Source organism: Nocardia sp. NPDC059228 (assembly GCF_042754245.1).
Taxonomy (GTDB): domain Bacteria; phylum Actinomycetota; class Actinomycetes; order Mycobacteriales; family Mycobacteriaceae; genus Nocardia.
Map to the genome: position 1 here is coordinate 18,082 of NZ_JBHZAL010000034.1, position 17,540 is coordinate 35,621.

The 17,540-nt window shown below is 68.6% G+C and carries 14 protein-coding genes and 1 pseudogene; 7 read left to right on the forward strand and 8 right to left on the reverse strand.

All coding sequences use genetic code 11. The annotated features are described in order from the left end of the window. Window positions 1-6: 6 nt before the first annotated feature. Window positions 7-1,065: an NAD-dependent epimerase/dehydratase family protein gene (locus ACFXKA_RS34740; protein WP_379430543.1), complete on the reverse strand. Its 1,059-nt coding sequence runs from the start codon at window positions 1,063-1,065 to the stop codon at window positions 7-9. Between the two features lie 207 nt (window positions 1,066-1,272). Here ACFXKA_RS34740 and ACFXKA_RS34745 point away from each other — a divergent pair, with 207 nt between their 5' ends. From ACFXKA_RS34745 to ACFXKA_RS34755, 3 genes are read left to right on the forward strand one after another with little or no spacing between them, the layout of a single operon-like run. Continuing rightward, a complete protein-coding gene (locus tag ACFXKA_RS34745; protein WP_354848417.1) occupies window positions 1,273-2,007 on the forward strand; it encodes an ABC transporter ATP-binding protein in 735 nt (244 codons plus the stop codon). Further along, entirely contained in the window at window positions 2,004-2,792 is a 789-nt protein-coding gene (locus ACFXKA_RS34750) for an ABC transporter permease (protein WP_379430544.1), read from the forward strand. The genes ACFXKA_RS34745 and ACFXKA_RS34750 overlap by 4 nt, the downstream gene beginning before the upstream one ends. Window positions 2,793-2,808: 16 nt before the next feature. After that, on the forward strand, window positions 2,809-3,420 hold the full coding sequence (locus tag ACFXKA_RS34755; RefSeq protein ID WP_379430545.1) for a TetR family transcriptional regulator: 612 nt from the start codon (window positions 2,809-2,811) through the stop codon (window positions 3,418-3,420). A 432-nt stretch (window positions 3,421-3,852) separates the two neighbouring features. Here the strand turns inward: ACFXKA_RS34755 and ACFXKA_RS34760 are convergent, their stop codons facing one another. Genes ACFXKA_RS34760 through ACFXKA_RS34770 form a run of 3 tightly spaced genes read right to left on the reverse strand, consistent with a single transcriptional unit; the run spans window position 3,853 to window position 6,771 of the window. Next, a complete protein-coding gene (locus ACFXKA_RS34760; RefSeq protein WP_354848426.1) occupies window positions 3,853-4,074 on the reverse strand; it encodes a Trm112 family protein in 222 nt (73 codons plus the stop codon). Between the two features lie 10 nt (window positions 4,075-4,084). Continuing rightward, complete coding sequence (locus ACFXKA_RS34765; protein ID WP_379430546.1) at window positions 4,085-4,573, reverse strand: GtrA family protein; 489 nt, start codon at window positions 4,571-4,573, stop codon at window positions 4,085-4,087. Beyond that, on the reverse strand, window positions 4,570-6,771 hold the full coding sequence (locus ACFXKA_RS34770; protein WP_379430586.1) for a hypothetical protein: 2,202 nt from the start codon (window positions 6,769-6,771) through the stop codon (window positions 4,570-4,572). Before ACFXKA_RS34770 ends, ACFXKA_RS34765 begins: the two co-directional genes overlap by 4 nt. A 381-nt stretch (window positions 6,772-7,152) precedes the next feature. Between ACFXKA_RS34770 and ACFXKA_RS34775 the strand changes: the two genes are divergently transcribed. Together ACFXKA_RS34775 and rffA are read left to right on the forward strand one after the other, a co-directional pair. After that, window positions 7,153-8,208 (forward strand): glycosyltransferase, encoded by a 1,056-nt coding sequence (locus ACFXKA_RS34775; protein ID WP_354848596.1) that lies wholly within the window; start codon window positions 7,153-7,155, stop codon window positions 8,206-8,208. Continuing rightward, the gene (rffA, locus tag ACFXKA_RS34780; protein ID WP_379430547.1) at window positions 8,205-9,344 is read left to right on the forward strand and encodes a dTDP-4-amino-4,6-dideoxygalactose transaminase; all 1,140 of its coding nucleotides are present in this window, start codon (window positions 8,205-8,207) and stop codon (window positions 9,342-9,344) included. Before ACFXKA_RS34775 ends, rffA begins: the two co-directional genes overlap by 4 nt. Before the next feature lie 52 nt (window positions 9,345-9,396). Here rffA and ACFXKA_RS34785 read toward each other — a convergent pair whose 3' ends face one another. Further along, window positions 9,397-9,843, reverse strand: coding sequence for a MarR family transcriptional regulator (locus ACFXKA_RS34785; RefSeq protein ID WP_354848435.1), 447 nt, complete (start codon window positions 9,841-9,843; stop codon window positions 9,397-9,399). Window positions 9,844-9,984: 141 nt separating this feature from the next. Here ACFXKA_RS34785 and ACFXKA_RS34790 point away from each other — a divergent pair, with 141 nt between their 5' ends. After that, window positions 9,985-11,451 (forward strand): MFS transporter, encoded by a 1,467-nt coding sequence (locus tag ACFXKA_RS34790; protein ID WP_379430548.1) that lies wholly within the window; start codon window positions 9,985-9,987, stop codon window positions 11,449-11,451. A gap of 69 nt (window positions 11,452-11,520) precedes the next feature. On the opposite strand, the gene ACFXKA_RS34795 is transcribed toward ACFXKA_RS34790, so the two are convergent. From ACFXKA_RS34795 to ACFXKA_RS34805, 3 genes and pseudogenes are all read right to left on the reverse strand, one after another. Continuing rightward, the gene (locus ACFXKA_RS34795; RefSeq protein ID WP_379430549.1) at window positions 11,521-12,384 is read right to left on the reverse strand and encodes a sterol desaturase family protein; all 864 of its coding nucleotides are present in this window, start codon (window positions 12,382-12,384) and stop codon (window positions 11,521-11,523) included. A 39-nt stretch (window positions 12,385-12,423) separates the two neighbouring features. Then, a pseudogene (locus ACFXKA_RS34800) lies at window positions 12,424-12,678 on the reverse strand (TetR/AcrR family transcriptional regulator); the annotation flags it as partial. 114 nt (window positions 12,679-12,792) lie between these two features. Then, window positions 12,793-15,756: an AMP-binding protein gene (locus tag ACFXKA_RS34805; RefSeq protein WP_354848447.1), complete on the reverse strand. Its 2,964-nt coding sequence runs from the start codon at window positions 15,754-15,756 to the stop codon at window positions 12,793-12,795. Between the two features lie 366 nt (window positions 15,757-16,122). On the opposite strand from ACFXKA_RS34805, the gene ACFXKA_RS34810 reads away from it, so the two are divergent. After that, complete coding sequence (locus ACFXKA_RS34810; protein ID WP_379430550.1) at window positions 16,123-17,529, forward strand: family 2B encapsulin nanocompartment shell protein; 1,407 nt, start codon at window positions 16,123-16,125, stop codon at window positions 17,527-17,529. Window positions 17,530-17,540 lie beyond the last annotated feature (11 nt).

A 17,540-nucleotide genomic window follows, 5' to 3' on the forward strand; every position in this document is an offset into this window, starting at 1 on the left:
CCGAATTCACCGCCACGTGGGGGCTCCGTTCGCGGCGGCGGAGCGCAAGGGCGCGGTGGCGAATTCGGCGAGCCCCAGACTCGGGGTGACGGCGGCGACGAAACCCAGTGAGCGGCGGGCGCGTTCGGGACTCGCCACGATGTGGCGGACGTCGCCGGCGCGGTAGTCGCCGGTCACCACGGGCCGCTTGCCGCCGCAGGCCCGGGCCAGGATGGCGGCCACCTCGCCGATGGTGATCGGGGTGCCCGAGGCGATATTGAGCGGGGTGAACGCGCCCAGCGGGTGTTCGAGGGCGGCGACATTGGCCTCCGCGATGTCGCTGACGTGAATGAAATCGCGGGCCTGCGTGCCGTCTTCGAACACGCGCGGGGACTCACCCGCCTCGAGTGCGGAGCGGAAGATGGCGGCGACCCCGGAATATGGTGTGTCCCTCGGCATATCGGGTCCGTACACATTGTGGTACCGCAGTGCGGTGACGGTCCCGCCGGTGGCCGCGGCCCAGGCGGTGGCGTAGTGCTCCTGGGCCACCTTGGAGGCGGCGTAGAGGCTGCGCGGACGCAGGGGCGCGTCCTCGTCGATGGGCGCCCAGCTGAGGGGACGGCCGTCGGGGCCGCGGTAGTCGAATCGGCCGTTGTCGAGATCGGCGCGAGTGCGCGGGGCCGGCTCGGCGGGCACGCCCGCGGAATCGACGTAGCGGCCCTCGCCGTAGACCACCATCGAGGAGGCCAGCACCAGGTGGCGGCAGTGGGCGCGGTGCATGGCCGCGAGTAGCACGGCGGTGCCGAGGTCGTTGTGGCTGGCGTAGGCCGGGGCGTCCTGGGCGCTGACGCCCGCGCCGACCACAGCGGCCTGATGACACACGACGTCGATGCCGTGCAGGAGATCGCCGAGGGCGTCCGGGTCGCGCACGTCCACCCGGGCGATGCCGGGCGGGGGCACGGCGGCGGATCCGTGGGCGGCGGCGAGCATGAAGTCGGCCGCGACGACCTCGTGTCCGGCGGCCAGTGCCGCGCGGTGAATGTGCGAGCCGATGAATCCGGCTGCGCCGGTCAGAAGTACACGCATGCGGCGATTCTGGATGGACCGCCGCCGGAATGCGCCCGGACTGGCCGACCTCGCGTGATTCGTCACGATTTGGTCAGCGGAATCGGTCAGATACCACCAGATCGCCACGCCGGAAAACGACACGCAGCGGGGTCTTGCCCCGCGCCCCGGATGAGCGCACAATTCATCACGTAGTGAATTCAACACTCGATGAATTGAGGGTGACCCGTGACGGCACCAGCGACGACAACCGACGCCATCGCCATCGAGCACCTGGAAGTGCGGCGCGGCGGGCATCAGGTTCTGCAGAACATCTCCCTGACCGTTCCCCGGGGCAGCATCACCGGGCTGCTGGGGCCGTCGGGGTGCGGGAAGACGACGCTCATGCGCAGCATCGTCGGGACACAGATCATCGAATCCGGGTCGGTGTCCGTACTCGGCGACGAGGCCGGATCGCGTGGACTACGGCGGCGGGTCGGGTACGTGACCCAGGATCCGAGCATCTACGACGACCTCACCGTGGCCAACAATGTCGCGTACTTCGGTGCGCTGTACGGGGCTTCGTCCGCCGACGTCGAAACGGCGCTGGCCGCAGTGGGTTTGAGCAGTCATGCGGGGTATCGCGGCAACGAGCTGTCCGGCGGGCAGCGCACCCGCGTGTCCCTGGCCTGTGCACTGGTGGCCGACCCGGAGCTGCTGGTGCTCGACGAGCCGACGGTCGGCCTGGACCCGGTACTGCGCGCCGACCTGTGGGAGCAGTTCCAGGCGCTCGCGAAACAGGGCCGGACACTGCTGGTTTCGAGCCACGTCATGGACGAGGCCGAACACTGCGACCGGCTGCTGCTCATGCGGGAAGGCCGGCTGCTGGCGCAGCTCACACCCGCCGAATTGCGGTCCGACACCGGCGAATCCAGTCTGGAGAACGCCTTCCTCAAACTGATCCGGATGGGAGAAGAGCTGTGACCGCGACACTTTCACGCCCCGCGGGCCCACGGCCGCTGGGCTGCTACACCGCCACCACCGTGCGCATCCTGCGCCAGCTGCGCGCCGACAGGCGCACGGTCGCCATGATCGTGCTGGTGCCCGCGCTGCTCATGACGCTGCTGTATTTCGTGTACAAGAACTATCCGACCATGCCGGGCGCGCCGCGGCTGTTCGACCGGGTCGGCATCACCATGCTCGGCATCCTGCCGTTCGTGGTCATGTTCCTCATCACCGCCATCGCCATGCAGCGCGAACGGGTTTCGGGCACGCTGGAACGGTTGATGACCACGCCGCTGTCCAAGATGGACCTGCTGGCCGGGTACGGGACCGCCTTCTCCATCGCGGCCGCGGTGCAGGCGGCGGTGGCCTGCCTGGTGGCGTTCTGGCTGCTCGGCTTGAACGCGGCGGGCAGCCCGGGGCTGGTGGTGCTGATCGCGGTGGTCGACGCGGTGCTCGGGGTCGCGCTGGGCCTGCTGGCAAGCGCATTCGCGCGCACCGAGTTTCAGGCCGTACAGTTCATGCCCGTGATCGTGCTGCCGCAATTCTTCCTGTGCGGCCTGCTGGTCCCGCGCGGGCAGCTGCCGAGCTGGCTGGAGGCGATCAGCAATGTGCTGCCGCTCAGCTACGCCGTCGACGCGCTGGAGCAGGTGTCCACGCACCCCGGGGCCACCGGGCAGATGTGGCGGGATGTGCTGATCGTGGCCGTCTTCGCCGCCGTCGCACTGGGATTGGGCGCGGCCACCCTACGCCGGCGCACCGCATGACCGGGAGACACGCGGCGTGAGCGGAGGCAACGGGACCCGCAGCGGACGGCGTCCGGGCAATTCCGGCACCCGGGAGGCGATTCTGGACGCCGCCCGGGTGCGCTTCGCCGAAGTCGGCTTCGACCGCGCCTCCATCCGCTCCATCGCCACCGCGGCCGGAGTGGATCCCGCACTGGTGCATCACTACTTCGGCACCAAGCACCAATTGTTCGCCGCCGCCCTGCAACTCCCCGTCGACCCCCAGACCATCCTCGCCGGCTTCGCCGCCGTCCCCGTGGAAAACCTGGGCGCCCACATCATCCGCACCGTCGTCGGCATCTGGGACTCCCCCGTCGGCATGCCCGCCGTGGCCGCCTTCCGCAGTCTCCTCGCCAGCGACGACCCCACCCTGGCCCGCACCTTCATCCTGGAAATAGTGCTGAAAGAGATTCGCCCCCTGGTCGATTCACCCCCCGGCACCGGCGCCCAACGTGCCGCCCTCGCCGCCTCCCAACTGGCCGGCCTCCTGGTAACCCGCAAAATCCTCCGCCTGGAACCCATCGCCTCCATGCCCGTCGAAGACCTCGCCACCACCATCGGCCCCACGCTGCAACGCTATTTCACCGGCGATCTCCCCCAGCTGGGCTGACCCCGCCCGAAACATCCACCGGCAGTACCGAACCCGCCACTACCAGCCAGCGGGCCTCTACATGCGAGACGCCCCTTCGTGCTGCGGCGGTGCCGCCCGTTGCGGCACCGCTACCCAAGCCTGCTGCTGCCCTTGCCATCCCTGCGGCTGCGGTACCACCCTCGGTGCCGAGCGACCCGACCTTGCGGCTGCCCCGCCATGACATGCGACCGCGCTGCCCCACGGCCACAATCCCCGCAACGGCGAGAACCCAGAAAGGCAGGACCGAGCACCACGCTGCGCGAGCCTCGGGCATGCATCAGCTTGGAGTCGACCAGCAGGGTCGCGGCCACTCCGGTCGCCATACTCGCGGCCGGCAGCGCGACCGCGCGAGCGGGCCGACGGCGGGACGCAGCCCGGTCAGCGGGCCTTCACGGAAGCGGCGGTGGGGGATCAGGATTGGGTGAGGAAGAGGGTGTGTTCGTCATCGGAGACGTCGCGGGCCTCGTCGACGAGGAGGACCGGGATGCCGTTGTCGACCGGGTAGGCGCGGCGCAGGCGGGGGTTGTAGAGCACGGTGTCACCGGTGGCGGTGTGGACCAGCTGCAGGGGGCCCTTGTCCTGGGGGCAGGCGAGCAGGCTCAGCAGGGTGGGGTCCAGGGTTTCCTCCGACATGTCCGACAACCTACCGGTCGGCCGGGGCGGGAGGGGAATCGGCGGGGCGGCGGAAGCTGATGTGGCGGTGGCCGAAGTAGCTGGCCACCGCGACCAGTCCCATGACCACCACGGCGGCCGGTTTGGCGGGCGCGTGCAGCAGGGAGACGGCCAGTTGCAGCAGCACCATGTTCAGCACCATGCCGACCGCGTTCACGCCGACGAAGGCCACGAAATCGCGCAGCAGGTGGCCGCGCACCCGGAACACCAGGGTGCGGTGCAGGACGAAGGCCACCACCATGCTGACCGCGTAGGCCAGCGCCACCGACAGGGCGGCCGCCACGTCCTTGGACACCACACCGCCGAGGACGGTCAGCCACACGATGGTGAGCACCATGCCCATCAGCGTGTTGAAGCCGCCGACCAGGGCGAAGGCGATCTCCTGCCGACGCACCAGCCGCAGCAGCGGACCGGCCGGAGCGGGCTCGGCGCCGGTGAGCGAGGGGCGCGTCTCGGTCACTTGGCGGTGCCCACCAGTTCGCGGTCCGGATCGTCGTCGAGCTGTTCGGCGGCGGGCACGTCCTGTCCGCGCCGACGCGAGCGAACGTACAACCACTGGAGCAGCCCGAGGCCGACGAGTCCGCCCGCGGCACTGCCGATTCCGATCTTCCAGCCCGGCGGCCGCCAGGTCACCTCCAGCACGGCCTTGTCGGTGCCGGCCGGAATGTCCACGGCCACGAAGACTTTCGCGACGGTGTGGAACGGGACGGTCTTGCCGTCGAGGGTGACGCGGTAGCCGGGCCAGCCCAGGCGCGCGAAGGTGACGCGGCCGCCGGTCTCCGAGGAGACCCGCACACGGCTGGTGGTGTCGGTCTCGTCGAGCGAGGTGGCGGTGACGTCGTGGGCGTCGCCGACGCGGCCGTTGACCGTGGAGATCGGGCCGTTGTCGCGCTCGAGCGCCCAGATGTACTTCTCGTGCCCGGGCACGTCGACGAAGTGCCAGCCCTCCGGGGCGGGTTGGTCGCCGGCGTCGGGGAACATGGCCTTCTGCAACACGACCCGGTCGATCAGCATGAGGTCGGCGAGGGTGCGGCCGGTGGTCGGCTCGGCGCTGAACAGCCGGCGGTACGCGTCGGGGCAGACGCTGGAGTCCCAGCGCATGCAGAGCATTTCGCCGAAGTAGAAGTGCCCGTTGGGCGTATAGCCGTTGACGTAGTCCTGCTGCAGGTCCTTGGCGTAGTTGCCCCACACCAGCGACCCGTACGCGCCCTGCAGGTTCTTGTCGGCGGGCTGCAGCAGGCCGCGGTCGGAGAGCTGAAGGGTGGTGCCGGCCTGGAACTTCGGGAAGGCGGCCATGGCCTCGTTGCGGTCGGCGGGCAGGTTCCACGACATGGGCGTGGGCTGCACCCACCACACCTGGAACCAGGCGATCGGCACCATGGCGGCGATGACCAGCGCGGTGGCTCCGCTGGCGCCGCGGGCGCGGCCCAGCCACACCACGCCGAACCCGAGGGCGATCACCACGGCGGCCGAGCCCAGGTGCCACAGCGCCTGGTGCGGGTCGGCGGAGAAGGTGCGCACCCACAGGGCCAGGACCAGCACCAGCGCCGAGATGATCCGCGTGTTGCGGTCCCGCAGCGTGGCGAAGCGGCCCAGCAGCACGCACACCAGCACGAGCAGACCCAGCGCCAGCATGGGCAGCACGCGGGCGGGCCAGCGCAGCGGGCCGACGGTGCCGGGCCCGGCGGTCCACATGAGCGCCATCAGCGCGAACAGGGCGATCGCGACGAACTGCTTCCAGTGTTTCTGCGCCGCTTTCCAATCCACGAACGCCAGCGCCGGGATCAGGAACCAGGCGATGTAGGTCATGGGCAGCGGCTGGACGTAGCCCCACCACGAGGTGAACGCGGGCATGGTGGTCGGCAGGCTGGCGTTCAGCGATTCGGACCACGGCACGGTCAGGAACTGGTCGTTATTGATCTGCGAATTGCCGCGCCAGCTCACCTGCGCCGACAGCATCGAGGGCAGGAAGGTCAGCAGCCCCGCCGCGCCCGCGCAGGCCGCCGCGGCGGCCAGGCGCAGCAGCGGGCCGAACGCCTCGCGCCACTGCGGCCAGGTCCGCGGCCCCCGGCACACCAGGTAGCCGACGGCCACCGCGATCAGCATGAGCACGGCCTCGACCGCGGGGAACACGTACTGCACCGAGATCGCCAGGTACAGGTACACGAAGACCGGGATCGGACCGCCCTGGCCGCGCAGGTAGCGCTCCGCGGACGCCCAGGCGTGGATCATCCAGGCGGTGCCGGCCATGGCGGTGAACCAGCTGGCCGAGTCGAAGAACAGGAAGAAGCCGGTGAACGGCATGGCCACCCCGGCCACCGCGGCCCACTGCGGGCGGGCGCCGTACACCAGGCACACCCGGTACACGCCGAGCCCGGTGATGATCGCGAAGACCAGCTTCACGATGGTCGCGTACACGGCCAGGTTGGGCACCGAGGGCGCGATCAGATCGATCAGCAGCTGCGGCGGGTTGAACAGTCCCGCTTCCTCATTGGTGTAGTTGCCCGTCATCCACTGGTTCGGAATCAGCAGCGGGAAATGGCCGTCCCGGAAGGCCCGGCCGAAGAACACCCACAGGCCCGTGTACTGGGATTCGGTGTCGTCGGTGAAGAAGTGGCGGGAGTTGGCCAGGATGACAGCCAGATACCCGAGGGTCACCCCGATCGAAGTGACGATGCCCCAGCGGTACACCTCACGCCGAGCCGCCTTATCGTCCTGCCCGGATTCGGCGGCCCCGACCACCTTGGAAACTGAGCTTTCCACCACGAGTTCCAGACCCTACAGGGCGGCAGTGTCGATGGCACTTACGCCGGTCCGTTGCGGGGATGGACATGGGAATGATGACCGGGTGTCGACACTTCGCCCCGAATGCCGCGCCGAGCAGCGTGTTAAAGTTCAGCGCGGCTCGGGCTCCGGTTTCCGGGCTGGAGTTCCGGCGCACACCGTCATCGAAAGTACATTCAGCTGATGCCGATTCCGTCCGCCCGCACCTACGCGAGCGACCCCAGCGTGACCTCCGCCGGCGAGCGCCCGGCGCGGGTGCACGCGGTCTCCGTCGTGGTGCCCGTGTACCGCGGCGAGGAGACGATTGCCGCACTGGTCAGTGAGCTGGACAAGCTCGGGGAGCCGGTCACCACGCCGCAGGGCGCCACCTTCCGGGTCGAGGAGATCGTGCTGGTGCACGATCACGGGCCCGACCGCTCCGACGTGGTGCTGCAGGAGCTCGCCGAAACCTACCCGCAGGTGCGGGTGGTGTGGTTGAGCCGCAATTACGGCCAGGATGCGGCCACCATCGCCGGTATGGCCGCCGCGCAGGGCGACTGGACCGTCACCATGGACGAGGACGGCCAGCACGATCCGGCCTTCATCGCCGACTTCCTGGACGCGGCGCTCGAGCAGCGCGCCGATCTGGTCTACTCCAAGCCGGTCAACACGCGCCCGCACGGCTTCCTGCGGAATGTCACCTCGCGCGGCGCGAAGATCGTGCTGGCGACGGTGTTCGCGTTCCCGGACTCCACCCGCTTCGAGAGCTACCGGCTGATCCGCGGCGATATCGCGCGGCAGCTGGCACAGGTCGCCTCCAATGGCGTGTACCTGGATGTGGCGCTCACCTGGGTGGTGGGCGAGGCGGCGCAGGTGCCGGTGCAGTTGCGCGCGGAGGGCCGCGAGGAGTCCGGTTACAACTACCGGCGGCTGTTCTCGCTGTTCTGGAAGATGGTGCTGTGCAGCGGAACTCGCGGCCTGCGGCTGGTGAGCATGCTGGGTGTGACGCTGGCGCTGGGCGGTCTGGCCATGGCGGGCTGGGTGGTGTACCACCGGCTGACCGACAGCGGCACCGACCCTGAGGGCTGGGCCTCGCTCATGACGGTGCTGCTGCTGTGCTCGGGCGCGGTGCTGTTCTCGCTGGGTTTGATCGCCGAATACCTCGGTGTGGCACTGCATGTGCTGGTCGGCAAGCCGCTGTATCTGACGGTGGATTCGCCGACGCCGCGGCCGCAGCAGTTGCGCGGCGGAATCCGCCACGACGGTGGAAGTCGCCACGACGGCACGACGAATCGGTTCGACGAAGACATCGAGGGGGAGCTCCGCGCGTGAGCAGTGACCGCATCATCTTCAGCCGCCCGTTCCGCGCCGCGCGCGAGCTGCCGAATGTGGAGGCCGTGCTGTCCTCGGACCACAGCCACGGCGACGGTCCCTTCACCGCGACTGCCACCACGAAACTGCGTGACATCACCGGCGCGCCGCACGCGCTGCTCACCACCTCGTGCACGCACGCGCTCGAAATGGCCGGGCTGCTGCTGGAACTCGGGCCCGAGGACGAGGTGATCGTGCCGAGTTTCGCGTTCACCTCCAGCGCGACGGCCATGGCGTTGCGCGGCGCGACCGTGGTGTTCGCCGATATCGACGCCGCCACCGGCAATCTGGATCCGGAGTCGGTGGCCGCGGCGGTCACCCCGCGCACCAAGGCCGTCATGGTCATCCACTACGGCGGCGTGGCCGCCGACATGGAGGGCCTGCAGCGGCTGGCCGACGCGCACGGCTTCGCCATCATCGAGGACAACGCGCACGGCCTGGGCGGCTACTACCGGGGCCGCCCGCTGGGCACCATCGGCACCGTGGGCGCGCTGTCCTTCCACGACACCAAGAACGTGCACTGCGGTGAGGGCGGCGCGGTGCTGCTCACCGACGAAATCCTCATGGCGCGTGCGGAAATCATTCGCGAGAAGGGCACCGACCGGGCCCGCTTCCTGCGCGGCGCGGTGGACAAGTACTCGTGGCAGGACATCGGATCCTCCTACCTGCCCAGCGAATTGAACGCCGCCGTCCTCGACGCCCAGCTCGCGGAGTTCGACACCATCCAGCGCAACCGCCACCGCGTGTGGGACACCTACGCCACCGCGCTCCCGGACTGGGCCGCCCGCAACGACATTCGCCTCATGACGGTGCCGTCGGACCGCGAGCACACCGCGCACCTGTACTACCTGCGCGTCCCCACCGAGCACCGCCGCGACGACCTCATCGCGCATCTGTCCCAGCGCGGCATCGTGGCCCCCTTCCACTACGTCCCCCTGGACTCCTCCCCCGCAGGGCTCAAGCTCGGCCGCACCCCGTTCCCGTGCGTGCGCAGCGCCGAGTTCTCGGCCACCCTGGTGCGGCTTCCGCTGTGGCCGGGCCTGACCGAGGAGCAGCTGACCCGCGTCGTCGACGGCGTCACCAGCTTCACCGTCTAGTAGCCGCGGGCCCGGCGGCATCGCGGATGCCGTTGCCACACAAGGGTCCGCGTCAGGGGCGCGCGGAAATTCGGTTTCGGTAACGGTCGATGTCGGCGTTCAGGCGCGCGAGGGAGTCGGCGAGGGCGGTGACCTCCTCGTCGGTCCAGTCGGCGACGATCTCGTCGAGATGGCGGATGCTCTGTGCGCGTTCGCCGTTCAGGCGGGACGCGCCTTCCGGGGTGAGGCGGAACTTGCGGGCGATGCCGCCGTCGGGGTCGGGGATGCGGTCGGCGAGGCCGGCGCGGAGCAGCGCCGCGGTCTGCCGGTTCAGGGTGGAGACGTCGAGGCCGAGGATTTCGCTGAGCCGGCCGATGGACATCGGGCCGTCGGCTTCGAGCAGGCTCAACAGCAGGTAGGCGCTGCGATCGAGGCTGGTGTCGGTCGCCTTGCGTGCGATGAGGCTGAACCGGCCCATCAGCATGGTCTGGAATTCCAGCAATTCGGTGGGCTTCGGCACGTCCCGTCCTTCCGCGATCCGCATTGACCTGCGGGTTCAACCCCTGTTCACCCACACCTTAGCGTTGTGCATCCACCACTGCATGTGCATCTTGCACTTTATGTGTACAGTGCACATGGTTACGCATCGTGAGGAGATCCCATGACCCAACCCGATTCCGCTACGGCGTCCGGCTCGACGCCGGCGCGCACGGGCGCGGGCCGCACCCTCGCGGTGCTCGCCTACGCCGGTGTCATCGCGTCGCTCATGCAGACGCTGGTGGTGCCGCTGCTGGGTGAGCTACCCCGCATCCTGAATACGTCGGCCTCGAACACCAGCTGGGTCGTCACCATCACGCTGCTCGTCGCGGCCGTCGCCACCCCCGTCGCGGGCCGGCTCGGCGACATGTTCGGCAAGCGGCGCATGATGATCGCCTCCACCATTCCGCTCATCGTCGGGTCGATCGTGTGCGCGGTGTCCGGTTCGCTGGTGCCGATGATCGTCGGCCGCGGCCTGCAGGGGCTCGGCGTGGGCATCATTCCGCTCGCCATCGCCCTGCTGCGCGATGTGATGCCCGCCGAACGGCTCGGCTCGTCGATCGCGCTGATCAGCTCGTCCCTGGGCATCGGCGGCGCGCTGGGCCTGCCGATCGCCTCGGCCGTCACCCAGTACAGCAGCTGGCGTGTGATGTTCTGGGTCGCAGCGGTTCTGGTGGGCATCGCCACCGCGTTGATCGTGACCCTGGTGCCCGAGGGCAGCTCGGAAGGACCGTCGGGACGTTTCGACCTCCCCGGTGCGGTGCTGCTCGGCGCCGGTCTGGTGTCGTTCCTGCTGCCCGTGTCGAAGGGCGCGACCTGGGGCTGGACCAGCGGCACCACGCTGGGCTTGTTCGCTGCGGCGGTCGTCGTCCTGCTCGCCTGGGTCTGGTGGGAGCTGCGCTCGCCCGAGCCGCTGGTGGACCTGCGCACCACCGCGCGTCCGCAGGTGCTGGTCACCAACCTCGCGAGTATCGCGATCGGTGTCGGCATGTACGCACTGCAGTTGAGCATGCCGCAGCTGTTGCAGCTGCCGACGTCGCTCGGTTACGGCCTGGGCCAGTCGATGCTCATGATGGGGCTGTGGATGGCCCCCGGCGGCATCATGATGATGCTCGTCTCACCGGTGGGCGCCCGCCTGTCCGCCGCGCGCGGCCCGAAGATCACCCTGTTCACCGGCGCGTTGACCATGGCGGCCGGGTACGGGGTGGCACAGCTGACGATGGGCTCCACCTGGGGTCTGGAGCTGGTGAACATCATCTGCAGCACGGGTGTGGCGCTCGCGTACGGCGCGATGCCGGCGCTGATCATGAGCGGGGTGCCGCTGTCGGAGACGGCCGCCGCCAACAGCTTCAATACCCTGATGCGCTCGATCGGCACCTCCGTCTCCTCGGCGGTCGTGGGCGCGGTGCTGGCACAGCTGACCATCTCGGTTGGCGGCCATGCCATTCCGACCGAGAACGGCTTCCGCACGGTGTTCCTGATCGGCAGCGCAGCCTGCCTGGTGTCCGCGGTGATCGCACTCGCGATCCCGGTCCGCAAAGCGGTCACCACCGCGGCGGCCGAGCCGCAGAAGGTGCTGGTGGAGAACTGAACCGGAGCGCGAGGAGCACGCCCGATTTTCGAAAGCCCGGTCCACGACCGGGCTTTCGTGCGTGCTGGTTCAGGCGGGCTGGTCGCGCAGTTCCGGGGGCTGCCAGCCGGGCGGGGCGAAGATGTAGCCGAGTTTGTTGCGGTAGCCGTCGGCGGTGCGGACGTCCCGGACGATGTTGCCGTACTCGTGGTATTGCAGCTTCAGGAGGTTGTAGGTGCCGACCGATTTGGTGAGACCGTAGGTGGGGCGGTGCATTTCGGGCTGGAAGGTCCCGAACATGCGGTCCCAGATCATGAGGATGCCCGCGTAGTTCTTGTCGAGGTATTCGGGATCCCTGCCGTGGTGGACACGGTGGTGCGACGGGGTGTTGAAGACGAATTCGATGGGAGCCCAGAGCTTTCCGATGGTCTCGGTGTGGGTGAAGAACTGATAGATCTGGTTGAGGATGAAGGCGATGTAGATCGTCCAGGGAGCGAAGCCCAGCAGCGGCAGGGGCGCCCAGAAGATGACCTCGGACCACGGATTCCACTTCTGCCGCAGGGCGGTTCCGAAGTTGAAGTACTCGCTCGAGTGATGGGCCTGGTGGGCCGCCCAGCCGATACGGACGCGGTGAGAGAAGCGGTGGTTGAGGTAGTAGAGCAGGTCGAGGACCACCATCAGCAGCACCCAGCTCCACCAGGCGCCGGTCGGAAGGTGCCAGGGCGCGAGATAGGTCCACATCAGGACGAACACCACCAGGCTGGCCGTCTTGAACACGAACGACGACACGATCGAGCCCAACCCCATGCTCAGGCTGGTGCGGGTGTCGCGTGCCAGATACCCGGTCGCATCGGCATCCCGCAGCGACGCCATCTCCACTGCGATACACAACAGAAAGACCGGGATCGCATAGAGCAGCGGCGTATTGATCTCATGCCAGACCTGCGAAAGCATCGAACCTCCACGAATTGACCAATCCGTAAGTTACCAATCGGTCAATTCAATTCGCTCCACGCAGGCCACGTACAGGCCATCCTTGGACCCGAAATACCCGTACACCAACGGTTTCGATACCCCGGCCCCCGCCGCCACCACGGCCGGCGACAGCCCCGCGTACCCGACCCGCGCGATCTCCGCCGCTGCCACATCGAGGATCTGCGCCTCCCGCTCGGCTCGCGGCACCCCCTTGGTCCCCGCCGTGCCGACCCGCTTCACGGCTCCGCTCCCACCTCCGACATCCGATCGCATGCTCGAAAATTACCATTCGGTCAATTCGGTGGATCGCAGGCGAAATGCGAACGCGCCCCGGCCCTGCCGTGTCTTCTCCGGTACGACACGGTGGCGGGGGCGCGTTCGAGGCGATCAGCCGAACAGGCGCGCGGCGAGGTCGGGGGTGAGGACCTCGTAGGCCTCGGTGGTGCGGTTGTACCACCAGGTGCGGTCGTCGGGTTCGGCGCGGCCGGCGGCCTGCACCGCCCGCGTCGAGGGACGGTAGGTGGAGCTGCGGGGGATGTCGTCCACGACATAGACGATGTCGGGGCGCTGGTCGGGGGCCAAGGCCCGGACCGCCTCGGTCACATCCTTGGGAGCCAGGCCGAAGCCCGCGCGGATGCTCACCGCGGCGACCGCGAGGATGCGGTCCCCGGCGGGGAGGCCGAAGGCGACCTCCATGTCGACGGCGGTGATGTCGTTCAGCACGTCGACGATCGGCTGGGTGTAGACCGGGCCGCGCGGCGTCGGGATGACGGTGTCGCGGCGGTCCATGAGCCAATAGTCGCCGTCGCTGTCGCGGCGGAAGAGGTTCTCGGTGGGCATCCAGGCGTCGCCGGGGGCGAAGACGCCCCGGAGTCCGCCCGCGGAGAGGTCGACGAGGTCGGAGACGGTGCCGATGAGCAGCCCCACCTCGTTGTCGGCGCAGCGCCGCGCGAAACCGTTGTCGCCGACCAGGATTTCGTCGGTCAACGGGTCGTAGGCGATGAGTTCGACCTTGGCGGTGCCCGGCACCGGACGGCCCTTGGAGCCGATCTTGGCGCCGGAGACGTTGGCCAGCACCACATCTCCCTCGATGGAGGCGTAGAACTCCAGCACCTTGGCGGGCGCGAAGCGCTCCTCGGTGCGCCGCCACAGGCCCGCCGGCATGCCGGAGCCGATGAACAGGCGGATCGGGTGCGCATGCCCGTCGGCGAAGGTGTCGGCGTCGAGGATGTCGCGCAGCATGGTCCAGGTGTAGGTGACCACGGTGACGCCGTAGCGGTGCACCTCCTCGGCGAACCGCGCCGGCTCCAGCGAGCGGGCCAGCGCGATGCGGCTGCCGCCGGCCACCGCGCCACCCAGACTCACCAGCAATCCGGACGAATGGTACAGCGGCGCAAGGCAGTACACGGTGTCGTGTCGGCCCAGGTCCGCCGCCGACGCGGTGCCGAAGGCCGACAGCGCCCAGCGGTGATTGGTGACCTGCTTGACGTCGAACTTGTCGCCTGTGCCGGTGACCAGGATGAAGGCCAGCTCGCGCGCCAGGCCCGGATCCGGCCGGTACCAGGCGGGCAGCTCCACCTGCGCCGGGTCGATCTGTTCCAGGTCGACCACATCGGCGCCCGGCGGAATGTCGAGGACACGGGAATTGCCGCCGCCGAGCACCAGCACCCGGTGACCGGTGGCGGCCGCGCTGGCGAGGTTCTCCGGATCGGCGATGAGCAGCCTGGTCCCGGTCAGGTCCGCGACCTTGGAGAGTTCGCTCCCCGGCGCCAGCAGCACCGCGACCGCGCCCAGCCGCGACAGCGCGGCGATGGAGGCCAGTGCGCTCGGCCGGGTCTCCATGACCACGCCGACCCGGGTGGCCGGCCGCACGCCGACGGAGATCAGCCCGCGCACCACATTGTCGATGCGCTCGTTGACCGCCTCCTGGGTGTGCACGCGGTCGTCGAACACGAACAGATCGCGCTGCGGCGCGCGCCGCGCCTGCTCGGCAACCAAGCGGCCCAGCGAGATTCGGGTGTGCGGCTGGATCATGCCCAGCCGGGTCAGCCGGGGCAGCGCGCGGGCGGCCTCGCTGGTGAGTTCGACCGTACCGCGCAGCGTCTGCCCGGCCACGCCCTCGATGGTCTTGCCGACGCTGGTGCCGGCCTCGGCCAGCGTGCCGAGGGCGTGCACGACCCGGGTGAGCCCGGTGCGCGGGCCATTGCGGACCACCTCGGTGCTCATGCGCTGGACCTGCTCGGGCAGTTCGCCACGGCCGCTGAGGTAGTTGACCCAGTCGCGCACCACGGGCCAGGTCTGCTTGGTGGCGGTAGAGCCCGACACCAGTCCGAAATGCCCGGCCACAATGCAGGTCTCGTACACGTCGGCATTGGGCGCGGCGTGCACGATGCCGCGCACGGCGGCGGGCTGGCCGATGTCGTCGACCTCGCCGACGAAGGCCAGGATCGGGCACTTGATCTCCGCCAGCGAGATGAGCTGATCGCGGATCACGAAGCCGCCCAGCATCATTCGATTGTGCTTGACGAACTGCTGGAGCAGGTCGGTGAGCGCGGGACCGGGGTAGCCGAGCCAGCCGTCGACCTCGAGGAAGCGGCGCTGACGCTCCTTGGGCAGCAGCGCCTCACGATTGTGCAGCTGCCGCAGGAAGTCGATGCGGGCGCGGGCGGTCTTGACCGGGTCCAGGGCCTGGAAGCCCAGGCGCACCATGGAATCGGTGATGGGCAACCGGTTCAGCACGTGATCGGTGAGGAAGTCGGCGGCGTCGGAGACCAGCCCGTGCGGCAGGCCGAAGGGCATGCCCGCGACGGCGTCGACCGGGCTGCCGAAGGTCACGATGGACTCGACGCCCTTGCCGTAGCGGTAGGCCGCGGTCTGGTAGGCGAACATGCCGCCCTGCGAGTACCCCATGAGATGCACCGCGCGGCCGGTGATTTCGGTGACGGTGTCGATAGCGCTCGAGACCGCCAGCACGTGGTCGGCCAGATCCCGGTCCCAGCCGCCCTCTTCGGTGGCCGGTGAGCCGAAATCGACCACCCAGCAATCTATTCCGCCCTGGTGCAGAATGCCGACCGCCCCGTCGGCGGCATTCACGTCCCAGATCTCGGCGGTCACCATAATGGGCGGCACCAGCACCACCACCGGACGCTCCGCCCCGGTGTCGTCGGGGAAATAGTGGCGCAGGCGGTACATCCGCTTCCGCTCCACCACCTCGTACGGCGACGATTCGATGTCGTGAACCAGTCCCCCGAACCGGATCACCTCGAGCCCGTTCTGTGCGGTCGCGACGAGTCGCTCGATCGGACCCACCACGGACCTCGTATTGAATTTCACGGCTTCTCTCCCAGACATTTCCTGGCCTTGACCAGCGTCACCCGCCCCGACGCGTCGCGATGAGCTTGCCATACGTCCACCCTACTGCGCTGGCGCTGTGACCAGCACCATGCGGGCTACGCGTGGCGGAGCGATCCGGGCCCGCGTCAAAGCAAACCGGCCGTTCGGGGTTTACGGGATACAGCAACATTCCAGGCATCATGTTTTGGCATTTCGGCACGTCGCGTGATCCGGGGCTCTACCATCGGAATCGCTGGAATCGCACTGTCGCGCTTGTCATTTCACTCACTTGACTAATTCACGCAGGCCCCGCTCGGGTCTGCTGTTTCGCCGTGGACTCCACCGCCTCCCGTCGCGGTGGCCCTTCGAGGTGAGGACCGCAGCATGACCATCGAAATGCCCCTTCAGACCGAAAACGGCCAGCGCAAGTCCCTCAGTACCGCTGCCGCCCACCAGCTGGCACACACCACCAAATCCGAACCGCAAATGCAGGGCATCAGCTCCCGCTGGCTGACCCGTTCGCTGCCGTGGAGCCAGGTGAAGGGCGGTATCTACCGTGTCAACCGGCGCCTCACGCACACCGTCGGCAACGGCGAGGTGGAGTACGTCATCAATGGCCCGCACGCCCGGGTCATCCCGCTCGAACTGCAGGAGCTGCCGCAGCTGCGCGGCTTCGCGGACGAGGAGATCCTGGCCACCGTGGCCGGCCGCTTCGAACAGCGGGATCTGCCCGCCGGCACCGTGGTCGCCGAGTTCGGCAACCCCATGGACCAGGTGCTGCTGATCGTGCACGGCAAGCTCTCCAAGATCGGCACCGGCGAGTACGGCGAGACCACCAAGCTGGGCATGCTGGGCGGCGGCGACTACTTCGGCGATCAGACCCTCACCGATCCGGACGCCATCTGGCCGGTCACCATCAAGACGGTCACGCCCACCACCATGCTGGTGCTCGCCCGCTCCACCGTGAACCAGCTGACCGAGAACATTCCGGTACTGGCGGAACACCTTTCCGCCGTGGCACACGCCCCGGCGCTGCCACAGAACAAGTACGGCGAGGCCGAGATCGTCATCTCCTCCGGCCACTCCGGGGAGCCCATGCTCGAGGGCACCTACGTCGACTACGACGATCAGCCCCGCGAATACGAACTCAGCCTGGCCCAGTCGGTGCTGCGCGTGCACACCCGTGTCGCCGACCTGTTCAACGACCCGATGGATCAGATCGAACAGCAGCTGCGCCTGACCATCGAGGCCCTCTACGAGCGCCGCGAGTACGACCTGGTCAACAATCCGGACTTCGGCCTGCTCAACAACTGTGACCTGAAACAGCGCATCTACACCGAGTCCGGCGCGCCGACTCCGGACGATATGGACGAGCTGCTCTCCATGCGCCGCAGCACCAAGCTGTTCCTGGCGCACCCCAAGGCGATTGCCGCGTTCGGGCGCGAATGCTCCAAGCGCGGAATCTATCCCGACCCGGTGGAGGTGGACGGCCACCGCGTGCCCGCCTGGCGCGGGGTGCCGATCTTCCCGTGCGGCAAGATCCCGGTCAGCGGCACCCAGACCACGTCGATTCTCGCCATGCGCACCGGCGAGAAGGACCAGGGCGTGATCGGCTTGCACCAGACCGGAATCCCGGACGAGTACGAGCCCAGCCTGAACGTCCGGTTCAAGGGCATCGACGATCAGTCGATCATCTCCTACCTGGTCAGCTGCTACTACTCGGCCGCCGTCCTGGTCCCCGACGCGCTCGGCATTCTCGACAATGTGCTGGTCGCCCGTCAGTCCGACTGAGCGAGGTGTCC